At 70.3% G+C, this 23,921-nt stretch carries 22 protein-coding genes and 1 tRNA gene; 13 read left to right on the plus strand and 10 right to left on the minus strand.

The window, feature by feature from the left end; genetic code table 11:
• Positions 1 to 10 precede the first annotated feature (10 nt).
• The 3 genes from ACFV6V_RS08935 to ACFV6V_RS08945 all read right to left on the minus strand — a co-directional run bounded on the left by ACFV6V_RS08935 (position 11) and on the right by ACFV6V_RS08945 (position 3,602).
• Positions 11 to 355 (minus strand): FmdB family zinc ribbon protein, encoded by a 345-nt coding sequence (locus ACFV6V_RS08935; protein ID WP_385561242.1) that lies wholly within the window; start codon positions 353 to 355, stop codon positions 11 to 13.
• 68 nt (positions 356 to 423) lie between these two features.
• Entirely contained in the window at positions 424 to 1,695 is a 1,272-nt protein-coding gene (locus ACFV6V_RS08940; RefSeq protein ID WP_385561245.1) for an MFS transporter, read from the minus strand.
• A 329-nt stretch (positions 1,696 to 2,024) separates the two neighbouring features.
• A complete protein-coding gene (locus ACFV6V_RS08945; protein ID WP_385561439.1) occupies positions 2,025 to 3,602 on the minus strand; it encodes a potassium/proton antiporter in 1,578 nt (525 codons plus the stop codon).
• 193 nt (positions 3,603 to 3,795) lie between these two features.
• On the opposite strand from ACFV6V_RS08945, the gene ACFV6V_RS08950 reads away from it, so the two are divergent.
• Positions 3,796 to 6,645, plus strand: a complete 2,850-nt coding sequence (locus tag ACFV6V_RS08950; RefSeq protein ID WP_385561247.1) for a penicillin acylase family protein — start codon at positions 3,796 to 3,798, stop codon at positions 6,643 to 6,645.
• 45 nt (positions 6,646 to 6,690) lie between these two features.
• On the opposite strand, the gene ACFV6V_RS08955 is transcribed toward ACFV6V_RS08950, so the two are convergent.
• On the minus strand, positions 6,691 to 7,302 hold the full coding sequence (locus tag ACFV6V_RS08955; protein WP_385561250.1) for a 5-formyltetrahydrofolate cyclo-ligase: 612 nt from the start codon (positions 7,300 to 7,302) through the stop codon (positions 6,691 to 6,693).
• 95 nt (positions 7,303 to 7,397) lie between these two features.
• Here ACFV6V_RS08955 and galU point away from each other — a divergent pair, with 95 nt between their 5' ends.
• The 7 genes from galU (at position 7,398) to ACFV6V_RS08990 (ending at position 12,775) form a co-directional block, all read left to right on the plus strand.
• Entirely contained in the window at positions 7,398 to 8,309 is a 912-nt protein-coding gene (gene galU / locus ACFV6V_RS08960; protein WP_385561253.1) for a UTP--glucose-1-phosphate uridylyltransferase GalU, read from the plus strand.
• Between the two features lie 19 nt (positions 8,310 to 8,328).
• The gene (glp, locus tag ACFV6V_RS08965; protein ID WP_385561441.1) at positions 8,329 to 9,726 is read left to right on the plus strand and encodes a gephyrin-like molybdotransferase Glp; all 1,398 of its coding nucleotides are present in this window, start codon (positions 8,329 to 8,331) and stop codon (positions 9,724 to 9,726) included.
• Positions 9,727 to 9,781: 55 nt separating this feature from the next.
• On the plus strand, positions 9,782 to 10,285 hold the full coding sequence (moaC, locus tag ACFV6V_RS08970; protein ID WP_385561256.1) for a cyclic pyranopterin monophosphate synthase MoaC: 504 nt from the start codon (positions 9,782 to 9,784) through the stop codon (positions 10,283 to 10,285).
• Positions 10,282 to 10,806, plus strand: a complete 525-nt coding sequence (locus ACFV6V_RS08975) for a molybdenum cofactor biosynthesis protein B (protein ID WP_385561259.1) — start codon at positions 10,282 to 10,284, stop codon at positions 10,804 to 10,806. Before moaC ends, ACFV6V_RS08975 begins: the two co-directional genes overlap by 4 nt.
• Positions 10,807 to 10,823: 17 nt before the next feature.
• Positions 10,824 to 11,429, plus strand: coding sequence for a GNAT family N-acetyltransferase (locus tag ACFV6V_RS08980; RefSeq protein WP_385561261.1), 606 nt, complete (start codon positions 10,824 to 10,826; stop codon positions 11,427 to 11,429).
• A gap of 142 nt (positions 11,430 to 11,571) precedes the next feature.
• Entirely contained in the window at positions 11,572 to 12,594 is a 1,023-nt protein-coding gene (locus ACFV6V_RS08985) for a hypothetical protein (protein ID WP_385561264.1), read from the plus strand.
• A 107-nt stretch (positions 12,595 to 12,701) separates the two neighbouring features.
• Positions 12,702 to 12,775: transfer RNA gene (locus ACFV6V_RS08990), tRNA-Ala, on the plus strand.
• Between the two features lie 166 nt (positions 12,776 to 12,941).
• On the opposite strand, the gene ACFV6V_RS08995 is transcribed toward ACFV6V_RS08990, so the two are convergent.
• Entirely contained in the window at positions 12,942 to 13,877 is a 936-nt protein-coding gene (locus ACFV6V_RS08995) for a LysR family transcriptional regulator (RefSeq protein ID WP_385561267.1), read from the minus strand.
• A gap of 95 nt (positions 13,878 to 13,972) precedes the next feature.
• On the opposite strand from ACFV6V_RS08995, the gene ACFV6V_RS09000 reads away from it, so the two are divergent.
• The 3 genes from ACFV6V_RS09000 (at position 13,973) to ACFV6V_RS09010 (ending at position 16,810) form a co-directional block, all read left to right on the plus strand.
• A complete protein-coding gene (locus ACFV6V_RS09000) occupies positions 13,973 to 15,136 on the plus strand; it encodes a nuclear transport factor 2 family protein (protein ID WP_385561270.1) in 1,164 nt (387 codons plus the stop codon).
• A gap of 286 nt (positions 15,137 to 15,422) precedes the next feature.
• On the plus strand, positions 15,423 to 15,827 hold the full coding sequence (locus tag ACFV6V_RS09005; protein ID WP_385561272.1) for a pyridoxamine 5'-phosphate oxidase family protein: 405 nt from the start codon (positions 15,423 to 15,425) through the stop codon (positions 15,825 to 15,827).
• A 26-nt stretch (positions 15,828 to 15,853) separates the two neighbouring features.
• Positions 15,854 to 16,810, plus strand: coding sequence for an aldo/keto reductase family oxidoreductase (locus ACFV6V_RS09010; RefSeq protein WP_385561275.1), 957 nt, complete (start codon positions 15,854 to 15,856; stop codon positions 16,808 to 16,810).
• Positions 16,811 to 16,988: 178 nt separating this feature from the next.
• On the opposite strand, the gene ACFV6V_RS09015 is transcribed toward ACFV6V_RS09010, so the two are convergent.
• Entirely contained in the window at positions 16,989 to 17,975 is a 987-nt protein-coding gene (locus ACFV6V_RS09015) for a 2-hydroxyacid dehydrogenase (protein ID WP_385561278.1), read from the minus strand.
• Positions 17,972 to 19,156 carry a lactate 2-monooxygenase gene (locus ACFV6V_RS09020; protein WP_385561280.1) on the minus strand — a complete coding sequence of 395 codons (1,185 nt, stop codon included), beginning with the start codon at positions 19,154 to 19,156 and terminating at the stop codon, positions 17,972 to 17,974. Before ACFV6V_RS09020 ends, ACFV6V_RS09015 begins: the two co-directional genes overlap by 4 nt.
• Positions 19,157 to 19,291: 135 nt before the next feature.
• On the opposite strand from ACFV6V_RS09020, the gene ACFV6V_RS09025 reads away from it, so the two are divergent.
• Entirely contained in the window at positions 19,292 to 20,494 is a 1,203-nt protein-coding gene (locus ACFV6V_RS09025; protein ID WP_385561283.1) for a PucR family transcriptional regulator, read from the plus strand.
• 74 nt (positions 20,495 to 20,568) lie between these two features.
• Here ACFV6V_RS09025 and ACFV6V_RS09030 read toward each other — a convergent pair whose 3' ends face one another.
• Positions 20,569 to 21,546 (minus strand): trypsin-like serine peptidase, encoded by a 978-nt coding sequence (locus ACFV6V_RS09030; protein ID WP_385561286.1) that lies wholly within the window; start codon positions 21,544 to 21,546, stop codon positions 20,569 to 20,571.
• Between the two features lie 130 nt (positions 21,547 to 21,676).
• Positions 21,677 to 22,153 carry a GNAT family N-acetyltransferase gene (locus ACFV6V_RS09035; protein ID WP_385561289.1) on the minus strand — a complete coding sequence of 159 codons (477 nt, stop codon included), beginning with the start codon at positions 22,151 to 22,153 and terminating at the stop codon, positions 21,677 to 21,679.
• A 49-nt stretch (positions 22,154 to 22,202) separates the two neighbouring features.
• Between ACFV6V_RS09035 and ACFV6V_RS09040 the strand changes: the two genes are divergently transcribed.
• Positions 22,203 to 23,012, plus strand: a complete 810-nt coding sequence (locus ACFV6V_RS09040; RefSeq protein WP_385561292.1) for an exodeoxyribonuclease III — start codon at positions 22,203 to 22,205, stop codon at positions 23,010 to 23,012.
• Positions 23,013 to 23,079: 67 nt separating this feature from the next.
• On the opposite strand, the gene ACFV6V_RS09045 is transcribed toward ACFV6V_RS09040, so the two are convergent.
• Positions 23,080 to 23,730 (minus strand): MerR family transcriptional regulator, encoded by a 651-nt coding sequence (locus ACFV6V_RS09045; protein WP_385561444.1) that lies wholly within the window; start codon positions 23,728 to 23,730, stop codon positions 23,080 to 23,082.
• Positions 23,731 to 23,921 lie beyond the last annotated feature (191 nt).

A 23,921-nucleotide genomic window follows, 5' to 3' on the forward strand; every position in this document is an offset into this window, starting at 1 on the left:
TGTGCGGCGCCTACGCGGCGGACGATCCGCTGGAAGCGGTCGTGCTGCTGGAGCTGCTGGAACTGCCGGAGTTGCTCGAGCTGCTGGAACTGCCGGAGTCGCTGGACGAGCTCGACGATGCGGGCTTCGCGTCCGACGACGACTTCGCGGACGGCGCGGGCGAGCTGCTCGACGACGAACCGCGACTGTCGTTGCGGTAGAAGCCGGAGCCCTTGAACACGATGCCGACCGCCGAGAACACCTTCTTCAGGCGGCCCTTGCAGTTCGGGCACTCCGTCAGGGCGTCATCGGTGAACTTCTGCACCGCCTCGAGGCCCTCGCCGCACTCGGTGCACTGGTACTGGTAGGTCGGCACTTGTCTTCCTCCTGGCACTCACACTCAATGAGTGCTAACGACGATCCATAGTGACGTATTCCGCCGGATCAGTCCACTGCCACGGGCACGCGGTGACCGACACCACGTGCGACGGTCCGGCTGTGCGCCTGCGGAACGAGCCGCGAACGCAGTGCCACCAGGGTGATCAGCGCGAGTGCCGTGCCCACCAGAGGCACCAGGAACGAGGTGCCCGAACCGAACGCGTCCGCAAGACGCCCCGCGACCGTCACCGCGGCAGCCTGCCCGAGGGCCACCGCACCGGTCAGCCACGTGAACGCCTCGGTACGGGCAGAGGCCGGCACGAGCGGTTCGACGAGTGTGAAGCCGGCGATCAGCGCGGGCGCGATGCACAGGCCGACGAACAGGCCGAGCACGCCGAGGGTGACGATGGAGTCGGCCGTCCACAGCAGGGACGCGGCGGCCGTCAGTCCCAGGTACCCGAGCACCAGCCGGCGTCGCGGGCCGGACTTCCAGGCGATGGCGCCCACGGCGACGCCGGCCAGCATGTTGCCGGCCGCGAACATCCCGTACAGCAGTCCACTGATCCCAGGCTGCCCGATCTCCTCTGTGAAGGCGGCGAGCGAAACCTGCATTCCGCCGAAGACGGAGCCGATCCCGAGGAACGTCACGGCGAGCACCCGCACGCCCGGCACGGACAGTGCCGAGGTGCGCTGCACCCGCTCGTGGGCGTCCGGGCGGCCGAACGGCGGCTGGGTGCGGCGCTGGGCCGCGAAGAGCAATCCGCCGACCAGGGTGAGAGCGGCCTCGGTGAACAGACCGGCAGCGGGGTGTACGCCGGTGCACAGGGCCGTGGCCAGCACCGGTCCGACCACGAAGGTGAACTCGTCCGTGACGGACTCGAACGCCGCCGCCGTCGGCATCAGACGCGAGCCGCCGAGCTTCGCCGCCCAGCGGGCCCGCACCATCGGGCTGACCTGGGGCACCGACGCACCAGTGGGCACGGCTGCCGCGAACAGCGCCCACAGGGGTGCGTCCGCCAGTGCCAGAGCGGTCAGCGCCACGCCGGAGACGGCGTGCACGGCCACGCCGGGCAGCAGTACGGTGCGCTGGCCGAAGCGGTCGGCGAGCTTGCCGCTCTGGGGTGCGAACAGCGCCATCGCGACGCCGGTGACGGCGGCCACGGCCCCGGCGGTGCCGTACGAGCCGGTGGTGTGCTGGACCAGCAGCACGATGCTGATCGTGAGCATCGCGAAGGGCTGCCGGGCTGCGAATCCGGGAAGCAGGAATGTCCAGGCTCCGGGGGTGCGGAGCAGCTGCCCGTAACCGGGGCGCTTGTCAGGAGCGACCGTGGACTCCACGGTCCTTGCCTTTCTGCCGCCTGGTAGCGCCCACCCGGGATGCCGGGAGGAGGCCGAGAGCTGTCCTCTTGCGCGTAACTGCGGTAGATACCGGTGTCCGCTGAAGGGAAGATCGGCCGCCATACGGTCGCGCCAGCTCTGCGTCAGGCAGAGTTGGTCGTGCTGTGTGCCTTCATGGTACAGGGGCGAGGAGGGATCTTCCTCTGAAATGTGCGAGGACTGTGACGGTTCCCTGGGATTGCCCGGGGCGTCGGCCGGGAGGCCGGGCCTTCCATGGGTGGCTCGGCCTCAGAGGGACCCGGGAACGGCCGCGCAGGGGAAGCCGAGCCTCAACGGCGGCCCGGCCCTGAGCCTCCGCGCCCGGTCCCCAGCCAGCCGGCCAGTTTTCCGCCCTGCCCGACCGCCCGTAGCCGCGCCTCCGTCGCATCCCGCACCGGGTCCGTCGCCACCACCAGCAGCTCGTCCCCGCGGCGCAGCACGGTGGACGGCATCGGTACGAAGCTCTTGCCCTCGCGCACGACGAGGGTGACGGCGGCACCCGCGGGCAGCCTGAGCTCGGCGACCTCGACACCGTGCATCCGCGACTTCGCCGGGATCGCGACGGACAGCAGATGCCCGCGCAGCCGCTCCAGGGGCGCCGACTCGATGCCGAGGTCGGCCGCCTCGCTCCCGTCGCCGAGCCTCAGGGCCTTCGCCAGCCAGGGCAGTGTCGGCCCCTGCACCAGGGTGTAGACGACGACGAGCACGAAGACGATGTTGAAGATCCGCCTGCTGTACTCGATCTCGTAGACCATCGGGATGGTCGCCAGGATGATGGGGACCGCTCCGCGCAGACCGGCCCATGACATCAGCGCCTTCTCCTGCCAGGCGATCCTGAACGGGAGCAGGCTGAGGAACACCGACATCGGCCTTGCCACCATGGTCAGGACCAGGCCGATGGTGACGGCCGTCCAGAAGTCGTGCACGAGCTCGTGCGGTGTCACCAGCAGGCCGAGCAGGACGAACATGCCGATCTGGGCGAGCCAGCCGAGGCCCTCGGCGAAGCCCCGGGTGGCGGGCCAGTGCGGGAGCTTCGAGTTGCCGAGCACCACAGCGGCCAGGTAGACGGCGAGGAACCCGCTGCCGTGGGCGATGGCGCCCGCCGCGTACGCCGTCACGGCGATCGCCATGACGGCGATCGGGTAGAGGCCGGAGGCGGGCAGAGCCACATGGCGCAGGGCGTAGGCGCCCAGGAAGCCCATGGCGAGGCCGATGGCGGCGCCGATCGCCAGTTCGAGCATGATCTTGCCGATGAGGACGTACCAGTCCTCCACCGGACCGGCCGTCGAGAAGGCCACGACAAGGATGACGACCGGGGCGTCGTTGAAACCCGACTCGGCTTCCAGCGTGCCCGTGATGCGCGAGGGCAGTGGCACCTTGCGCAGCACGGAGAAGACCGCGGCGGCGTCCGTGGAGGAGACGACCGCGCCGATGATGAGAGCCTGGCGCCACTCCAGCCCGACCAGATAGTGCGCACCGGCCGCGGTGATGCCCACGCTCACCGCCACGCCGACGAGCGACAGTGAAGCCGCCGCGGGCAGTGCCGGTTTGACCTCCTTCCACTTGGTGCCCAGGCCACCCTCGGCCAGGATCACCACGAGTGCGGCATAGCCGATCACCTGCGTCAGTTCGGCGTTGTCGAACTTGACGTGGAAAAACCCGTCCTGCCCTATGGCGATCCCGATGCCCAGGTACAGCAGCAGGCTCGGCAGCCCGCTCCGGGACGAGACACGCACCGCCGCGACGGCGATGAGCAGGACGAGCGAGCAGATGAGCAGGAGTTCATTGAGCTGGTGGACAGTCAGTGGCCGATCCTTCCCCTCATGTCTGCCGCGCCGGAACGTTCCTCCGGGGCGACACCTCGCCAGACACTTCGTTACCTTACCTAATCGTTAACGCTTTCTTGACGCTTCGGTGATCGATTGGATCGCCAGTTCGATAGCTGCGATCTTGTGGCGATGTCGATATGGCGTTACTGATACCGCGTCCGGGCGGGTTTCGCGCTGCGCCTATGGTTGCTCCAGCACTCACCTGGACCACCCTGCCCCTCGAAGGACAGCGATGCCCTCCTCAACAGCCGCCCCCGAGGCAGCCGCCCCGGCGGTCGAAGCGCCCGTTAAGAAGAAGGGGCGACGCGCCCGTCTGATCGTGATCGTGCTGGTGCTGGCGCTGATCGGGACCGTCGGCTGGGGCTCGTACTGGGGCCTGAGCACGGTACGCGCCTCGTTCCCGCAGACGACCGGGACGATCGAGCTCCCCGGTCTGTCGGGCCGTGTCGAGGTGAAGCGGGACGGCAACGGGATCCCGCAGATCTACGCGAACAGCGACGAGGACCTGTTCCGCGCACAGGGATACGTACACGCCCAGGACCGCTTCTGGGAGATGGACGTCCGCCGCCATGTGACCGCCGGTCGGCTCTCCGAGATGTTCGGCTCCGGCCAGGTCGACACGGACGCCTACCTGCGGACTCTCGGCTGGCGCAGGGTGGCCCAGCAGGAGTACGACAACGTCCTGTCGAAGGAGACCAAGGAGTACCTCCAGGCGTACGCCGACGGGGTCAACGCCTATCTCGCCGGGCGGGAGAACGACGACATCTCGGTCGAGTACGCCGCGCTCGGCTTCACGAACGACTACAAGCCGGAGAAGTGGTCACCGGTCGACTCGGTGGCCTGGCTCAAGGCGATGGCCTGGGACCTGCGCGGCAACATGCAGGACGAGATCGACCGGTCGCTGATGAGCAGCAGGCTGAGCGCTCAGCAGATCAAGGAGCTCTACCCGGACTATCCGTACGAGCTGCATCAGCCGATCGTCCAGGGCGGGGCCGTCGACAGCGGGAAGTGGGACCCGAAGGCGGACCCGGCTTCCCGGCAGCAGTCCTCGCAGTCGGACGGCAACGGCGGCAACGCCGGGAACAGCGGAAGCAACGGGACCGGCGCCGATGCCTCGGCCGCGACCGGAGACGGCGCCCCGGGTTCGTCCCAGGGCACGCAGTCGCAGATGAACGCGATCGCTTCGCTCTCGTCCCTCTCCCGGGTCGCCGACTCCCTCGACAAGGTCCCGACCCCGCTCGGCCCCAACGGCAACGGCATCGGCTCCAACTCCTGGGTCGTCTCCGGCGACCTCACCACCACCGGCAAGCCGCTGCTCGCCAACGACCCGCACCTCGCGCCGCAGCTGCCCTCGCTCTGGTCCCAGATGGGGCTGCACTGCCGGGCGGTCTCGGACGACTGCACCTTCGATGTCGCCGGCTACACCTTCTCGGGCATGCCGGGCGTGATCATCGGACACAACCAGGACATCGCCTGGGGCTTCACCAACCTCGGCGCCGACGTCACCGACCTCTACCTGGAGCGCGTCACCGAGCGGGGTTACACCTCCGGCAGCAAGGTCAAGCCGTTCACGACCCGCGAGGAGACCATCAAGGTCGCGGGCGGGCAGAGCCACACGATCCTGGTCCGCGAGACCCAGCACGGTCCGCTGATCTCCGACCGCAGCGAGGAGCTCGAGACGGTCGGCGAGCGTGCCCCCATCAAGGGCGCCGCCCCGGACCGTGGTGAGGGCTATGCGGTGGCGCTGAAGTGGACCGCGCTGAGTCCGGGCAAGTCCATGGACGCGGTCTTCAGGATCAACCGCGCCAAGGACTGGAAGGGCTTCAGGGCCGCGGCCAAGGACTTCGAGGTTCCGTCCCAGAACCTGATCTACGCCGACACCAAGGGCCACATCGGCTACCAGGCACCCGGCAGGATCCCCGTACGCTCCAAGAAGTACGACGGCTCGATGCCGACGCCCGGCTGGGATCCGACGTCCGACTGGAAGGGCTACATCCCCTTCGACGAGCTGCCGTACGAGTACGACCCTCAGCGCGGCTACATCGTGACCGCCAACCAGTCCGTCGTGGACGCCAGGAAGTACCCGTACCCGATCACATCGGACTACGGCTACGGCTCCCGCAGTCAGCGGATCAACGACCTCATCGAGTCGAAGATCAAGGACGGCGGGAAGATCTCGACGGATGACATGCGCACCATGCAGATGGACAACAGCAGCGAGATCGCCAGGTTGCTGACCCCTTATCTGCTGAAGGTCGATGTGTCCGACCCCTATGTGCGCGAGGCCCAGAAGCTTCTTGAGGGCTGGGACTACACACAGGAGCCGGACTCGGGGGCCGCCGCGTACTTCAACGCGGTCTGGCGCAACCTCCTCAAGCTGGCCTTCGGCAACAAGCTGCCCAAGGAGCTCAGGGTCAAGGACGAGTGCCTCAACGTCCGCCCCGCCGACAGCACGGGCCCGGTCGACGACCTGAGCCGCCTGGTACGCGAGTGCGGGCAGCGCGAGGCCTCGTCGGCCCAGCCGGACGGCGGTGACCGCTGGTACGAGGTGGTACGCGGGCTGCTGAAGAACGAGGCCAGCGAGTGGTGGCAGACCCCGCCGAACCGCCAGGAGACCGCCACCGCGACCCGTGACCAGCTGCTGGCGCGGGCGCTGGACGACGCCCGCTGGGAGCTCACGGCCAAGCTCGGCAAGGACGTCTCCAGCTGGAACTGGGGCCGGCTGCACCAGCTGACCCTGAAGAACCAGACCCTCGGCACCAGCGGCCCGGGCTTCTTGCAGTGGATGCTCAACCGTGGGCCGTGGAACCTCGGCGGCGGCGAGGCCGCGGTCAACGCGACCGGTTGGAACGCGGCGGGCGGCTACGAGGTGATCTGGGTGCCGTCGATGCGGATGATCGTCAACGTCGGAGACTGGGACAAGTCCCGCTGGATCAATCTGGCCGGCGCCTCCGGGCACGCGTATCACACGCACTACACCGACCAGACGGAGAAGTGGGCCAGGGGCGAGCTCCTGGACTGGGCCTACGGGGAGCAGGCGGTCGCCGCGAAGACGGAGGACACGCTGACCCTGAGTCCGTGACCGGCAGGCGCTGACCGGGCAGGCCGCTGAGATCGCTCAGGCCGCTCAGACTGCGAACCTGCGGACGCCCTCCGGCGTCACCACCGCGTGTACGGGGTGGTCGTGCGGTTCCTCCGGGACCCGCGCGACCACCTCGTTCGCGTAGAGGAGCACGACGAGGGCCGGGCGGGCGGACCCGGCTTCGAGCCGGGCGAGGACACGGTCGTACGAGCCCCCACCGCGGCCGAGGCGCAGGCCCCGCTCGTCGACCGCGAGCCCGGGCAGCAGCACGGCCTGCGCATCGAGGACGGCCTCGGGTCCGAGTCGCGGGCCGTCCGGTTCCAGTAGCCCGCGCCCGGCGGCCGCCAGCCGGTCCGCGCCTTCGTACTCCGCCCAGTCGAGGTCGTTGTCGGCCATCAGCACGGGGAGCAGCACGCGTACGCCCCTCGCGCGCAGAGCGTCGAGCAGCGCGCGGGTGCCGGGCTCGCGCCCCACCGACACATAGGCGGCCACGGTGCGGGCGGAGGTGAGCTCCGGGAGTTCGAGCGCGTGCCGGGCGAGAACCGCCGCGGCTTCCACGGCATCCTCGGCGGCCAGCAGGCGCCGGGCGCCGAGCAGTTCACGACGCAGAGCCTCTTTCGCGCTCTTTCCGGACAGGTCGGACGGATCGCCTTCCACAGCAGCCTCGCAAACCTCAGTCAATGCGCCTTTATGAGAGGAAAGTTAACCGGAGGCTCATCCTGCTCCCAAAGCCACCCGATAGGGTGCTCCGCATGACTGAGTCGCACAGGAACAGCCCCAGGATCAGCAAGGCTGTCATCCCCGCCGCGGGCCTGGGAACCCGGTTCCTGCCCGCGACAAAGGCCACTCCCAAGGAGATGCTGCCTGTAGTCGACAAGCCCGCCATCCAGTACGTCGTCGAGGAGGCGGTGGGCGCCGGCCTGTCGGACGTCCTCATGGTCACCGGCCGGAACAAGCGGCCCCTCGAGGACCACTTCGACCGCAACTACGAGCTGGAGGAGGCGCTGCGGCGCAAGGGCGACGCCCAGCGTCTCGGCAAGGTGCAGGAGTCCAGCGACCTCGCCACGATGCACTATGTGCGCCAGGGTGACCCCAGGGGCCTCGGCCACGCCGTGCTGTGCGCGGCGCCGCACGTGGGGGACCAGCCTTTCGCCGTACTGCTGGGTGACGACCTGATCGACCCGCGCGACCCGCTGCTGTCGCGCATGGTCGACATCCAGGAGCGTGAAGGCGGCAGCGTCATCGCTCTCATGGAGGTCGAGCCGTCCCAGATCGGGCTCTACGGCTGCGCCGCCATCGAGCCCACCGGTGAAGCGGACGTGGTCCGGGTCACGGGTCTGGTCGAGAAGCCCGACCCGGCCGAGGCGCCGAGCAACTACGCGGTCATCGGCCGCTATGTCCTCGACCCCGCGATCTTCGAGATACTCCGGAAGACCGAGCCGGGCCGCGGTGGCGAGATCCAGCTGACCGACGCGCTCCAGAAGCTCGCCGTCGACGAGAAGGTCGGCGGCCCCGTGCACGGCGTCGTGTTCAAGGGCCGGCGCTACGACACCGGCGACCGCGGCGACTACCTGCGTGCCATTGTCAGACTCGCGTGCGAACGTGAAGACCTGGGACCGGACTTCCGGGCCTGGCTCCGCCGTTACGTCACCGAGGAGATGTAGCACTTTGAGCAGTACGGCAATTCCGTCCGCAGGCCAGGGTGGCGGCCGCAAGGACCGTACGGACGCACACGCTGCCGCGGTGTGGTCAGTGGACGAGCACCTGGAGGACATCCTCGCCACGGTCCGCCCGCTGGAACCGATCGAGCTGCAACTGCTCGACGCCCAGGGCTGCGTCCTGGTCGAGGACGTGACCGTACCCGTCGACCTGCCGCCCTTCGACAACAGCTCGATGGACGGCTACGCGGTCCGGGTGGCCGATATCGCGGGCGCGAGCGAGGAGTTCCCCGCGGTCCTCACGGTCATCGGGGACGTGGCCGCGGGCAGCGGCGGGCTGAGCGGCGGTGGCGAAGTGGGCCCGGGGCAGGCGGCCCGCATCATGACCGGTGCGCCGCTGCCGCCCGGCGCCGAGACCGTCGTACCGGTCGAGTGGACCGACGGGGGCGGCGGCGAAGGTGCCGCCACGGCCATGCGCCCGGCCGGGCACGCTCCCGAAGGTGCGAGCGGCGAGGTCAGAGTCCACCGGCCCGCGGGCCCACGGGCCCACGTCAGGGCCCGCGGCAGCGATGTGCGCTCCGGCGACCTCGCCCTGGCGGCCGGCATGGTTCTCGGCCCTCCGCAGATCGGCCTGCTCGCCGCGATCGGCCGAGGCACCGTCCGGGTGCGCCCCCGTCCGCGCGTGGTCGTGCTCTCCACGGGCAGTGAGCTGGTCCAGCCGGGGGAGGAGCTGAGCGAGGCCAAGATCTACGACTCCAACAGTTTCGCTCTGACCGCGGCGGCCAGGGACGCGGGGGCCATCGCCTATCGCGTCGGAGCGGTCACCGACGACGCCGCCGAGCTGCGCGCCACCATCGAGGACCAGCTGGTCCGCGCCGATCTGATGGTCACCACCGGTGGGGTCAGCGTCGGCGCGTACGACGTCGTCAAGGAGGCGCTCTCGACGGTCGGCGACACGCACGGCGAGACCGCCGACGCGGAAGAGGAGCGCGGCACGGAGAAGCAGGCCACGGGGGTGAGCTTCCGTACGCTCGCCATGCAGCCGGGTAAACCGCAGGGCTTCGGCCCGATCGGTCCCGACCGCACCCCTCTGCTGGCGCTGCCGGGCAACCCGGTCTCGTCGTATGTGTCCTTCGAGCTGTTCGTACGCCCCGCCATTCGCGCCCTGATGGGTCTGAAGGACGTCCACCGCCCGCAGGTGCGCGCCGAGCTGCGTGCCGACAAGGCGCTGTTCTCTCCTGCCGGCAAGCGCCAGTTCCTGCGAGGTGCCTACGATGCGGAGAAGGGCACCGTCACCCCGGTCGGCGGCAGCGGATCCCATCTGGTCGCGGCCCTCGCTCAAGCCGACTCGCTCATCGTGGTCCCCGAGGCCGTCACCTCCCTTGAGCCGGGCACCGAGACGGAGGTGATCCTGCTCGGCTGAGCGCCCCGCCGTGGCGGTACGGTGTCTCACCACACAGTGACCGGGAGCCACAGCAATGAGTGCGCAGCAAGGACTCACCCACATCGACGAGGCGGGGGCGGCCCGCATGGTCGATGTCTCCGAGAAGGACGTCACCGCGCGCACCGCACGCGCGAGCGGCCGGGTCCTCGTCTCGCCACGCGTCGTCGAGCTGCTGCGCGGCGAGGGCGTGCCCAAGGGTGACGCCCTGGCCACCGCCCGTATCGCGGGCATCATGGGCGCCAAGCGCACTCCTGAGCTGATCCCGCTGTGCCATCCGCTTGCGCTCTCCGGTGTGAAGCTGGATCTCGCTGTGGCCGACGACGCCGTGGAGATCCGGGCGACCGTGAAGACCACGGACCGGACGGGGGTCGAGATGGAGGCCCTGACAGCGGTCTCGGTCGCGGCGCTGACCGTCGTCGACATGGTCAAGGCCGTGGACAAGGCCGCGGTCATCACCGATGTACGGGTCGAGGAGAAGACCGGCGGCAAGTCGGGAGACTGGTCGCGCCCGGAGGTCGCTGGGGAGGACGGACGGTGAGCCCCGGCGCCCGCCGGTATCGCGCCCTGGTCGTGACCGCGTCGAACCGCGCCTCCGCCGGTGTGTACGAGGACAAGGGCGGTCCCCTGCTCGTCGAGGGGCTCGTCGCGATGGGCTTCGAGGCCGACGGCCCCAGGGTCGTTCCCGACGGCGACCCGGTCGAGACCGCCCTCCGCGAAGGTGTCGCCGCGGCGTACGACGTCATCCTCACCACCGGGGGCACGGGCGTCTCACCGACCGACCGGACTCCTGACGCCACCCGCCGGGTGCTGGACTACGAGATCCCCGGCATTCCGGAGGCCATCCGGGCCCATGGGCTGGCCAAAGTCCCCACGGCGGCACTCTCCCGCGGCCTCGCCGGTGTCGCGGGCGGCCGGACCCTGATCGTCAACCTGCCGGGATCGGCGGGCGGGGTACGGGACGGGCTCGACGTCCTCGCCCGGATCCTGCCGCATGCCGTGGACCAGATCCACGGCGGCGACCACCCGAGAACCTCGGGCCACCCCGGGAGCTCGCTCTGAACACCCACAGCTGGCCCGTGGTTCTGACGGACGGTGATGTCACCCTCCGCCCGATAAAGCTGCGCGACCAGCGTGCCTGGCGCGAGGTGAACCAGCGCAACCGGGACTGGCTGCGCCCCTGGGAGGCGACGATCCCGCCCCCGGCCCCGGGTGCGCCCATGGCGCAGCGCCCCACCTACCGACAGATGGTCCGCCATCTGCGGGCCGAGGCCCACTCCGGCCGGATGCTGCCCTTCGTGGTCGAGTACCAGGGACGGCTGGTCGGACAGCTGACGGTGGCCGGGATCACCTGGGGTTCGATGTGCTCGGGCCACGTGGGCTACTGGGTCGACCGTGATGTCGCCGGACGCGGGGTCATGCCGACGGCCGTCGCGCTCGCCGTCGACCACTGCTTCCGCGCGGTCGGGCTGCACCGTATCGAGGTGTGTATCCGGCCCGAGAACGGTCCGAGCCGCAGGGTCGTCGAGAAACTCGGATTCCGGGAAGAGGGCCTGCGGCCCCGCTATCTCCATATCGACGGCGCGTGGCGGGACCATCTGGTCTTCGCGCTCACCGCCGAGGAGGTACCGGAGGGACTGCTGCGCCGCTGGCACCAGGGACGCGGAGCCCGACGCGAGAAATGAAAAAGGTGTTCGAATTTATGTACGACTCGATCGTCAGGCGATCCTAAGAATCACAAAAAAAGTCAGTGATATCAGCCAGATCGTGCGACACACCGGGCCAATTGGCCGATGCCGTCGCGCGAACCCCTCTACGGTGTGAGGCGTGAGCAGCAGCGGCCTCATCTACGCAGTCATCGTCGGGGCCTGGGCCGCCTACTTGGTGCCCATGTGGCTCCGCAGGCAGGACGAGCTCAACGAGGCCCGTCCGACGGAACGCTTCAGCACCGCCATCCGGCTCCTTTCCGGCCGGGCAGGTATGGAGCGCCGGTACGCCAAGGAGCTGCGCGAGCGCACCGCGGAGGACGAGGCGGTTGCCGACGCCGATCCGGACGCCGGGACGGAACCACCGAGTTCCGTCGACGTCCGGTCCTTCGCCGCGCCCCCGGCCCGTACCGAGGCGCGCATCCGGCCCCCTGCGCGTGGACCGCGCCCCAACGGGGCGGCCGCAGCGCGGGCCCGGCGCTCGAAGGCGCTTGCGCGCCGTAGGCGCACCACGGTGCTGCTCTTCTTCGCCTTCACTCTCGGCGCGATCGTCGCCGCGGTCGGAGGGCTCCACTTCCTGTGGGCACCGGCAGCCCCGGCGATCCTGCTCAGCGCCTACATCGCGCATCTGCGGGCGCAGGAGCGCCGCCGGTTCGTCTACGTCATGGACCGGCGCCGTGCCGAGGCAGCCGCACAGCGCCTGCGGGAGAAGGGCGCCCGTATCCGGCAGCCCGCCGCTGTGGAAGCGGACGAGCAGACCGAGGCGCACCCCGCCCCGGAGCCGACCCCGAGGATCTCCCCCCAGGAGGCGGGCCGCCGCGCCCTGGTCGAGCAGACCGACCACGCCGAATGGGTCGACCAGCAGCGCGATCCCGGCCCGGCCCGCGGCGACAGCTGGGACCCGGTCCCGGTGCCCCTTCCCACGTACGTCACCGCCCCGGTGGCTCCCCGCGCAGGCGGCGGCATCGATGTCACGGATCCCGACACCTGGAGCGCGTCCCGCTCCTCCACGGTCGAACCGGCCCCCCCGGCCCCGCCCCGCCAGCGCACCAGCCCACCCTCGCGCCGCACCCGCGACCACGGCCGCACCCCGCTCTTCGACCAGTACGCCGACGACGACCGCCCCCGCGCGGCCAACGAGTGACCTTCACCGAGAAGCCCGGAGCGCCTTGGGAACCGTGCCTCGGGTGACCTGCGAGGAACGGATTTCCAAGCACCCCGATCGGGATGCTAGGGTTTCACTCGTTGCAAGGGCCTGTGGCGCAGACTGGTAGCGCACCTCGTTCGCATCGAGGGGGTCAGGGGTTCAAATCCCCTCAGGTCCACAACAGGTCAAAGCCCCTGCCGGAGAAATCCGGCAGGGGCTTTGTCGTGCCGTACGGCAGTGAAATGCAGCAATGGATCCGCGGCGCGATGCGCGGGTGCATGTCGGGTGTCGCCAGGAGCGAGCCTCAGGTGCTCGCGCGAACCCTTGGTCACGGCACGGATCATTCACGGTCCCACGGACATTCCCGGGCGGGAGTCACCGCGGACCGGGTCGGGAAATGAGGCGAAGGCTGCCGCGAGCCGGTCGCGCAGGGGCGCTGCGCAGGGGTGGGGGGCGCGGCGTGGTGTGATCGTGTAGATGCCGCGGGTCGGGGGGTCGACCAGGCCCACGGTGGTGACGTCGGTCCGTAGCGCGCGGGTCAGCACGCCGGGGATCAGCGCGATGGCATGGCCGGTGGCGACCAGGGCCAGCTTGCCGAGCAGATCGGCCGCGGTGAGGTCTATGCGGGCGCTGACTCCGGCGCGGGCGGCGTGCTGGCGCAGGAGCGCTGCCGAGCCGTCGTTGTCCTCGACCCAGATCTCGTCGGCCAGCCTCCGCATGTGCACAGGACCGCTCCCGGCCTGGGGATGGTCGACGGGCAGTGCGACGACCATGTCGTCAAGCCCGAGGAACCGGCGTTCGACCCGCATGTCGTGGGGCAGCCCTGGTGGTGCGTCGGTGACGACGGCGATGTCGAGATCTCCGGCGATCACGCGCTGGTGCAGTTGGGCGCTCAGTCCGGGAAGCAGGCTCCAGCGGATGGATCCGGTCTGCTTCAGCAGGCCCCGGATGGCCTCGGGGACGACCCCTGCGGCAAGAGAGGGTGTCGCACCGACGGTCAACGGACGGTTGTACGCTCTGCCGCCGGCGTCTCTCGCGGCGCGCACGGCGCGGTCGGCCTCGTTGAGCGTGGCCAGGGCGTGGTGGCGGAACACCTCGCCGGCCGGTGTCGGGCGCACGCCGCGCGCATGGCGCTCCATCAGGGGCACGCCGAGTTGCCGCTCCAGTCCGGCGATCTGGCGGGATACGGCGGACTGCGTGTGATGCAGTTCGGCGGCTGCCGCCGAGAGCGAACCGAGCCGGCAAACCGTCACGAAGGTTCGCCACACCGTCAGTTCCATGGTCTCAGTATGCCTTTTCGATATGCGCGTCCCGCAGGGCTGTCCTGCGGCTTCTGCGCTTGTCGCAGCAGTGGTGATGCACCACGCTGGCGCGTATGACCACTCCAAAGACCATCGCCGTACTCGGCCTGGGGCGGATGGGCACCGCGTTCGCGACCCGGCTGTCCGCGCAGGGCTGGGACGTTGTCGGCTGGACACGTTCCGGGCACAGCTCGGACGGAGTCACCACGACCGGGGACCCGAACGACGCCGTGGCGAAGGCCGACCTCGTACTCCTTGCGTTGTTCGACGGCCCGGCCTGCCGGGAAGTGCTCGACGAGGTCCGTGACTCGTTGCGCACGGACGCGATCGTGCTGAACACCAGCACCATCGCTCCGGCCGAAGCATCCGAGCTGGCACGGGAGTTCGGCTCGTCCTACGTGCACGCTCCCGTGGTCGGCTCGGTGCCGGTTGTCGCCGCCGGAACCCTGTCCATTCTCGCCGCCGCCGAGCAGGACACCCTCGATCGAGCCCGCCCGGTGCTGGCAGCGCTGGGCACCGTGCGACGCGTCGATGACGCGGCCGCCGCCGCCGCACTCAAGCTGGTCGCCAACAGCAGCCTCGCCGGTGCCGTCCTCGCGCTGCGTGAGTCACTGCGCCAGGCCGATGCCCTCGGACTGCCCCGTGCCCAGGTGCTGGACGTCCTCGAGCTGGGTCAGCTCGGAGGGCTGGTGGCGCGCAAGCGAGCTTTCCTCGCCGACCAGCCGGCCGCTGCCGCGGCGGAATTCACGATCGGTGCACTGGCCAAGGACATGGCTCTGCTGGCGGCCGCCTCGGACGCCCCTCTGCGCAGTGCGGCTGATCTGGCCGGCGCTTCTGCCGACCCTGAGGCCGACATCGCCTTTGCGGCCACCGCTCCCGCAGTGGACGACGCCGTGCTCGAGCCGCTCCGCGCCTACATCCGCGGGCATGCGACCGGCGACGCGAGTCATTTCCGCGACGCCTTCCTGCCGACCGCTCACATCGAGGGAATCCGGGAAGGCGCTTTCGTCTCGTGGCCCTTGGACGAGTACTGCGGTCTTCCTGTCTTCCAGGGGAAGCCGGCCTCCGACGAAGCGACGCGCTCCCGCTGTATCGACGCCATTGACGTCCATGAAACGGTCGCGACCGCGACCATGACGCTCCGGCACGGTGCGGACACGTTCACCGACATCTTCCTGCTGGTCCGTGTCGACGACGGCTGGCGCATCGCCAACAAGGCTTATCACCGGCAAACCTGAGCAGACGGGAGCGGTTTACCGCGAGCTCTGTTCTCGCGGTGGATCGGGTGTCCGGGCCGGTGAATGCGGCTTCGGGCCGGCCGGCACGCTGGGGGCCCCGCTCGGACCGACCGGGCGGGGTTTCGGTGTTCAGGGGGTCTTCGCGGACCACGGGTCGTGCGGGGGCTGTGAGGCTGGTGCCGCCTTGGGGGTACTTGGGGGTAGGTGAGGCGGCAGGCTTGTGTCGTCTGGTGAGTTCTAGCCAAGCCCTTGGCAAGTGCAAAGTGGGGCGGGCTAATCTGGCGTCGTGGCCATCGACCCACGCGCCCCCGGTCCCGAGTACCTCGCTTTCTGGAAGGAGCCGCACCTGTGCACGCTGACGACACTGCGTCCGGACGGAAGCCCGCATGTCGTTCCGGTAGGGGTGACCTACGACCCCGCCGCCGGAATCGCCAGGATCGTCACGCGCAAGGCGAGCAGGAAGGTCGCCCATCTCGTGGCCTCCGGGGCGAGGCCCGCGCGGGTCGCGGTCTGCCAGGCGGACCGCGGGCGCTGGGCCACGCTGGAGGGCGTCGCCCGTGTGCGCACCGAGCCGGAGGCCGTCGCCGACGCCGTGGCGCGGTACGCCGAGAGATACGGCCGCACACCGGGTCCTGACCCCGATCGCATACTTGTCGAGATCGCGTTGGACCGTGCCATGGGCAACGTCTGAGGGAATTGTGCGAAGGGTGACGTGGGGTGACGGCGAAGAGGACGCCCGAGGGCGGGCAACTGCTGTACGGGTGCATGGGGCTTGGCGGCACGTGGGCTGCCGAGGCCTACGGCGCCGTGGACATCGCCGCGGCTGAGGCCGCTGTCATGGCCGCGCTCGAAATCGGGATCACCACCTTCGACCACGCCGACATCTACCGGCACGGGAAGGCCGAATCCGTCTTCGGGGAGGTGCTCGCCCGCACCCCGGGGCTGCGTGAGCGGATCGTCATACAGACCAAATGCGGTATCCGGCTCGCCGACGGCGCGAATCCCGGGATCTACGACCTGCGCGGGCAGACCATCGCGCGGCGGGTCGAGGAGAGCCTGAAGCGGCTGCGCACCGATGTCATCGACGTGTTGCTGCTGCACCGGCCGGATCCGCTGGCCGACCCCGACGACATCGCCGAGGCGCTGACGTCACTGCACCGGCAGGGCATGGTGCGGCGGTTCGGGGTGTCCAACATGGGGGCGGCGCAGATCGCCCCGCTCCAGGCGCGCCTGGAAGTGCCCATCGTGGCCAATCAGTTGGAGATGAGTCTGCAGCGCCGCGACTGGCTCGAAGCCGGGGTCGCCGTCAACACATCCGAGGCGGCGGCGAACGGCTTCCCCCTCGGGACGCTCGAATTCTGCCGGGAGCAGGGGATCGAGCTCCAGGCATGGGGCGCGTTGGCGCAGGGACGGTTCACCGGACGCCAGGACAGCCCGCAGGAGCACGCCACCGCGCGCCTCATAGCCTCCCTGGCCGAGGAGAAGGGCACGACGCCGGAGACGATCCTGCTGTGGTGGTTGCAGCGGCACCCCGCGCGGATCGCACCGGTGATCGGCACGGCAAGTCCGGAGCGCATCCGCGCCTGCCGGGGAGCCGTGGGCCGGAGACCCGAGCTCAGTCACGAGGAGTGGTACGCGATCTGGCTGGCGGCACGCGGGGTTCCGCTGCCCTGAGGCAGGAGGGGGAGCCAGACGGACGGGGGAGTCAGACGCTCGCGGGGGAGTTCCCGTGCCCGATGCCACAGGTGCCCGGATCCGGTACAGCCGCCCGCAGTCATGCGCCTCGATCAGCGCGCCCCGTGCCTGGGTGTCCCTGCTTCCCGGGTGCGTGGCGCGCTGAAGAGGACAGCCGTCAGGGAGTCACGTCGCGCGGCGGCTTGCCGTCCAGGTGGTCGATGACGTTCTGGAGCGCTGCCAGGGCGATGCGGACCAGGGTCTCCCGGGTGACGCCGCCGACGTGGGGGGACAGCACCACGTTCGGAGCCTTCAGCAGGCGCAGGGCGGCGGTCGGGGGTTCGGGGTCGAAGACGTCGATGCCCGCGCCCGCCAGGGTGCCTGCGGTCAGGGCGTCGGCGAGGGCGTCCTGGTCGACGAGGGCGCCGCGGGCGGTGTTGACGAGGAAGGAGGTGGGCTTGAGCAGGGTGAGGCGTTCAGCGTTGATCAGATGACGTGTCTCGTCGGTCAGCGGCGCATGGAGGCTGATGTAGTCGGAGATGCGCAGCAGATCCTCCAGGGGGACGTGGCGGGCGTCGCCGAGAAGGGCCTCGGTCTCCGGGGAGACCCGGCGTGGACCGGTGTACAGGATGGTCATGTCGAACGCGAGCGCACGGCGGGCGACTTCCTGGCCGATGTGGCCCAGGCCGACGATACCGAGGGTCTTGCCGGACAGCTCGGTGATCGACTGTTGGAGTCGCGGCAGAGCCCAGTCGGCGTCCACGAGCGCGGTGTGGGCCGGGACCAGCTGCTTGGCGAGGGCGAGCATCAGGGCGAAGACCTGCTCGGCCACGTTCTGCTTCTCCGCGCCGCTGGAGCCGATGTTGCAGACGGGGATGGCGCGGGCGCGCGCGGCGTCCTTGTCGACGTAGTCGTAGCCGTGGCTCGCGCACTGCACCAGCTCCAGCGAGGGCGCGGCGGCGATGTGGTCCGCGGTGACCGGCCCGAGGCCGGTGATGACGACATGTGCCTCGCGCAGGGCGGCGGGGTCCTCGTCCGTGGCCTCCACTACCGTCACCCGGGCGCCGGGGACGAGCCCGGCGAGCGCGGCCCCGGCGGCACGGCCGCCCATGTGAGGGGGGACCACGGCGAGTATGTTCTTGGCGGCATCGGCGGGGGCGGTCATGCGGATCCCTCCACAGGGGTGTCGGAGACGAGGTCGTCGGGGCTCAGCGAGGCGGGGCCGGAGTGTCCGGACAGGGCGAGAGTGAGGTCGAACTCGGCGAGGAGACAGCGGATGACGTGCTCCACGCCCGCCTGGCCGTCGAGGCCGAGGCCGTATGCGTACGGGCGGCCCACCAGCACTCCGCGGGCACCGAGGGCAAGGGCCTTGACGATGTCGTCACCGGTGCGGATGCCGCTGTCGAAGAGCACCGTGAGCCGGTCGCCGACCGCTTCGGCCACGCGTGGCAGTGCATCCGCCGCGGCCACGGACCCAGCGACCTGCCGGCCGCCGTGGTTGGAGACCACCACGCCGTCCATGCCCGCGTCCGCAGCGAGCCGGGCGTCGTCCGGGTGCAGGATGCCCTTGAGCACGATCGGCCCGTCCCAGTGCTCTCGCAGGAAAGCGAGGTCCGGCCAGGTCTTGGCGGGGTCGGCGAACATGCCCACGAAGTGCATCACGGCCGCGTTCGGGTCCTCGTGCACCGGCTTGGCGAGACCCGCCCGGAAGGCCGGGTCGCTGAAGTAGTTGGCCGTGCCCACCCCGTGCAGGAACGGCAGATACGCCTGGTCGAGATCGCGGGGGCGCCAGGCCAGCAGCGGAGTGTCCAGGGTGACGAACAGTGCGGTGAAACCGGCCGCCTTCGCCCGCGCCAGGAAGCTGGCCGTCACTTCACGGTCCTTGGCCCAGTAGAGCTGGAACCAGCGTTCGCCGTCGCCCATCGCCTCGGCGACCTGTTCCATGGGTGTACTCGACGCCGAGGACAGGATGTACGGCACTCCGCGGGCAGCCGCCGCGCGGGCTGCGGCGCACTCCGCGTCCGGGTGCATGATCGACAGCACCCCCACGGGGGCGAGCGCCAGCGGTGCAGGGATCGACCGTCCCAGCAGCTCGACCGACAGATCCCGCTCGTGCACGTCCCGCAGCATGCGCGGCACGATGCGCCAGCGGTCCAGGGCTGCGCGGTTGGCGCGGGCGGTGCTGCCGGTGCCCGCGCTCCCCGCCACGTAGCCGAAGGGGCCCGGGCCGAGGCGGTGTTCGGCCAGCTCCTCAAGCCTGCTCAGATCGGTGGGCAGCCGCGGTACGGCCCCGGTCATGCCGTGGAGATAGATCTCGTACTGGAAGTCCGCCCAGTGCGTGGCCATACCTGTGGTCCGCCTCTCGTCCTTGAGACTCGTGAGACTGCGCGCGCTGCACGTGCCGATCCTGGCGACAGTGACAAGGGGCGTCCAGACGCGGCCGTGCTGGTGCGCACATCGGGCCGCTGCGATTATCACCAGGTGACAAGTGAGCGGGAACGGGTCGTGCAGGGGCTGGCCGACGATCCGCGGGTGGTCGAGCGGGTGGTCGAGCGGATCACCGACGTGGTGCACAGGCAGGTCCCGGCGTACGCCGCGCTCGACGGCAGCAGACTGCCGGAGGTCCGCGCCATCGCGGCCTGGGCGCTGGAGCGGCTGCTGCGGCTGTGGGCCGATGACGGTGAGCTGGGGCACGCGGACCTGCGACGGTTCCGGGGGATCGCGGCGGCGCGTGCCGCGGATGGCCGCCCGGTGCAGGCCGTGCTGCGCGCCTACCGGGTCGCGGCGGCAGTGATCGTGGACGAGATCGCCGCCCACGCTCCCCGGCTCACGGCGCACGATGCCTTCGCGCTCACCCGGCAGCTGCTGGCGGCGCTCGACACGCTCTCCGAGGTGATGGCCACGGCGTACGCGGCGGCCAGCGAGCATCTGGCGGGTGATCGCGACCGGGCCCTGCGGCTGCTGCTCGACGATCTCATCGCGGGGCGGCACGCCTCGGTCGGTGCGCTCACCGACCGGGCGGCCCGGCTCGGGGTCCAGCTCCCCGACCCGTACTGCCTGCTGGTGGCCGAGCAGGTCGATCCGGACGGCGGGCCGTACATCACCCTGGACGCGGCGACCGGTCTGCTCGCCTCGCTCAGGCCCGACACCGCACCCACCGGTGGCGCGAGCACACCGATCGCGACCACCCGTGGTCCGCGGGCCGTGCTTCTGCTGCCCGCCGCCGTCGCCGATGTCCCCAAGGCCCTGCGGGAACGCGGCTGGCGGGGCTGCGCCGTCGGGGGCGAGAGCCTGGACCGGATCGCCGTCGCCCACCGCCTCGCCGTGGATGCGCTGGACACCGCGCCCGTGCACGCCCACCACCCGGAACGGGTGCTCACGGAGGCCGACGCGCATGTACTCGCCCTGCTGGCCGGGCACCCCGTCGCGGCCCCCGACCGGATCGGCCGCCTCGTGCTCGGGCCGCTCGCCCACCCCGGCCAGCGGCATCTGCTGGTGGCCCTGACCGCGTACGTGGACGCGGGCTCGGCCACTGCCGCCGCGCGGGCTCTGCATCTGCACCCGCAGTCCCTGCGCTACCGGCTCCGCCGCATCCGCGAGCTCACGGGGCGCGATCCGCGTGATCCCTGGCAGCGGCTCACCCTCGACATCGCCCGCACGGTGATGACGGGGGCGGGCGGTTGACGCGCGCGGAGAGGCGAGGCCGGTGGGAACGGAATCCCACCGGCCCGCCGCGTGTGCCTCAGACGCTCACGTGCTCAGGACGCCTGCGCCTTGTCGTACAGCGCCTTCGCGTCGTTGCCGAAGTACGGACCGAACATGCGGTTCGGGATGAAGACGTAGCCGAAGCTGTTCACCGACGCCTGGAGGCCGGTGCCGGTCGACTCGTTGAACCCGGCGAACCAGGGGCCGCCGCTGGAGCCACCGGTCATGTTGCACGCGATGCCGTGGTCCTGGGTGAACAGCCAGTCCTTGGAACTGTTGCCGCTGCAATAGATCAGCTTCGTGCCGTCGTACGGGGCCGCTGCCGGGAAGCCGAACGCGTACATCTTCTGGTTGTAGCCGCCGTTGAACTGGACGCCCTGCGCACCGGTCACCGCGGTGAGCTTCTGGCCGTTCAGCGGGGCGACCACCGCGGCGCCGATGTCGTAGTTGATGTCCTCCGTGGCCTCCCACTGCGGGGTGGTCAGCGTCTTGGAGGCGGTCCACTGGCCGTAGGGCGCCTGGCCGTTGTCGTAAGCGGGGACGAAGACCCAGTTGGTGTGCCAGCTGCCCTGGTACTTGACGCAGTGCCCGGCCGTGATGACCGTGCTGGCGTTCTGGCTGGTCACGGCGTTTCCGGAGCAGGAGGCCGTACGGCCCTGGAAGGTGAAGAACACCCGTCCCGAGGTCTTCACCACGGCCCCGCCGCCGGTCCAGGCGCCACCCGCCTGCGGGAAGGCGGTGGGGGCGGCGGCCGTTGAGGCGACGGTCGTCGTCGTGGCGCCCTGCTTCGGGGCCTTGAGCTTCTTCGCCTGGCTCGGGGTCAGAAGCAGGTCGAGCGGGGTGGCGCTGCGCATCCGGTCGGCGGTCCAGAAGGTACGGGCCTGCTGCTGCTCGGCGGCCGATGCGCCACGGGTCGGGACGGGCGCCGGGGTGGTGCCGGCGGCGTTGGCCGTGGCGGCGGTGGTCAGGCCGCCCGTGAGCAGTGCGCCGACGGCTAACAGAATGCCTGCGGCTGTGCGATGGCGTCTCACGCATGTCTCCTTCTGCCGGGGCAGGTGGGGGATGAGAGCGGTGCGGAATGCCGTGCGTGAGGCAGAGTGCCATGACAGCACTGATTCTGTCAGGGGCGCGTCAGATTCTCCATCGGTGAACGATGCATGTTTACGTGAGCGGCTTCGCGAAGCAGCGGCTCAGGTCGCCGTGCCTGTAGTGGCCGAATTTCGCGCACGGCTCGTAGCCGCTGGACGTGTACAGCGCGATCGCCTCCGGCTGTTCCGTGCCGGTCTCCAGCACCATCCGGCTGCGCCCCGCCGCGCGCGCGTCCTCCTCCAGCAGCGCCAGGATCCGCCGGGCCAGACCGAGGCCGCGGGCCGCAGGCGCCACGTACATGCGCTTGATCTCGGCGTCGCCGTCCGAGTACGCCTCGTCGTTCTCGTCCTGGGCACGCCAGGCGCCGGTGGCGACCGGCCGCCCCAGCCCGTCGTAGGCGATGAGGTAGAGACCGCGCGGCGGCACGAACATCGCCGGGTCGAGCACGGTGGCGTCGCCTCCGCCGTAGCGTGCGACGTACTCGAGCTGTACCTCGTCGTTGAGCTTGACGGCGTCGGGATGGTCGAAGGCGGTCGGCCGGATTTCCATGCGACCGATCGTACATTTGTGCACTAGGTGTCTCGGATACAGTGCCGGGATGCTCACAGTGACCTCCGTGAATGTGAACGGTCTGCGTGCTGCCGCCAAGAAGGGCTTCGCCGAGTGGCTCGCAGGAACCTCAGCCGACGTCATCTGCCTCCAGGAAGTACGCGCCGAGGCGCACCAGCTCCCTGAGGAGGTACGTGAGCCCGAGGGCTGGCATGTCACCCATGTGCCCTCGGCCGCCAAGGGCCGCGCGGGTGTCGCCGTCTACTCGCGGCGCGAGCCGGACGCGGTGCGCGGCGGATTCGGCAGCGAGGAGTTCGACGGCACGGGCCGGTATGTGGAGGTCGACCTCCCCGGTGTCACCGTCGCCAGCCTCTACCTCCCGTCGGGCGAGGTCGGCACCGAGCGGCAGGACGAGAAGTACCGCTTCATGGCCGAATTCCTGCCCTATCTGAAGGCCCTGAAGGAGCGGGCGGCGGCCGGGGGCCGGGACGTGCTGGTCTGCGGCGACTGGAACATCGCCCACCAGGAGCCCGACCTCAAGAACTGGAAGGGCAACAAGAAGAACTCCGGCTTCCTCCCCGAGGAGCGCGACTGGCTCAGCCGGGTCTACGGCTCCGGCGCTGACGACGCCGGTTATGTGGACGTCGTCCGGGCGATGCACCCCGACCAGGAAGGCCCGTACTCGTGGTGGTCCTACCGGGGCCGCGCCTTCGACAACGACACCGGCTGGCGCATCGACCTGCTCGTGGGCACGCCCCGGCTCGCGGGGAAGTGCGTCAAGGCGTACGTGGAGCGGGCGGCCAGCCATGCCGAGCGCTGGAGCGACCATGCTCCGGTGACGGCGGTCTTCGAGGTGTAGCGCGCTGGGCAGGCGGCACGAGGCCGCCGCGCCGACGCTCCCGCAGGGGCCAAGGGACGGCGTGGTCTCAGTCGCCCTCGACCGGGGACTGGGCCGGTGGCTCCTCGCGCAGTCGCCGATCCAGGGCCATGGACAGCTCCGCCTCCACCACGCTCTTCGCCAGCGGGCGCAGCCGCGCGATGTCGGCGCCGGAAGCGTGCGTGCGGAGCAGGTCGGCGAACAGCTCCGCCAGCGACTCCGCGTGGGTGCGCACCTGGCGGCCGGCCGCCAGCACAGCGGCGAGCGGCACGCCCTCCTTCACCAGGGCCGATGAGACGTCGAGCAGCCGTCGGCTGATGTGGACGATCTCCTCGCCGTCAGTGGCCAGATAGCCGAGGTCGAGCGCCGCGGCGAGATTCTCGGGGGTGACCTCGCCGCCTTCGAAGTAGTCCGCGAGGCGCTCCGGGGTGAGCCGCACCGGGGTCTCCTCGGTGGGTTCGCCGAGCCCGAGCACCTCGCCCACGTCCCGGCCGCTGTCGAAGGCCGCGGCCAGATCGGCGATACCGCTCAGCGTGTGGCCGCGTTCCAGCAGGGCCGCGATGGTGCGCAGACGGGCCAGGTGGCGGTCGTCGTACCAGGCGATACGGCCCTCTCTGCGGGGCGGCGGTATCAGTCCGCGCTCGCGGTAGAAGCGCAGGGTGCGCACCGTGATCCCGGCCTCCTTGGCCAGCTCCGCCATGCGGTATTCGCGGGTCATCCGCGGGTCTCGCTATCCTCGCGCTGCTCGTCCGTCACGTCGCCAAGCGTATGTTGTACCGCGGGTAACTTGTTCGGTCCGCCCCCTACCGCTGGGTATGCCGAGGCTCTACTCTCCCCACCATGCCAGTGATTGCTGGCGGGGTTCGGCGGGTGTTTGCGGGACGGGAGGGG

The organism is Streptomyces sp. NPDC059828 (genome assembly GCF_042731955.1).
Taxonomy (GTDB): Bacteria; Actinomycetota; Actinomycetes; order Streptomycetales; family Streptomycetaceae; genus Streptomyces.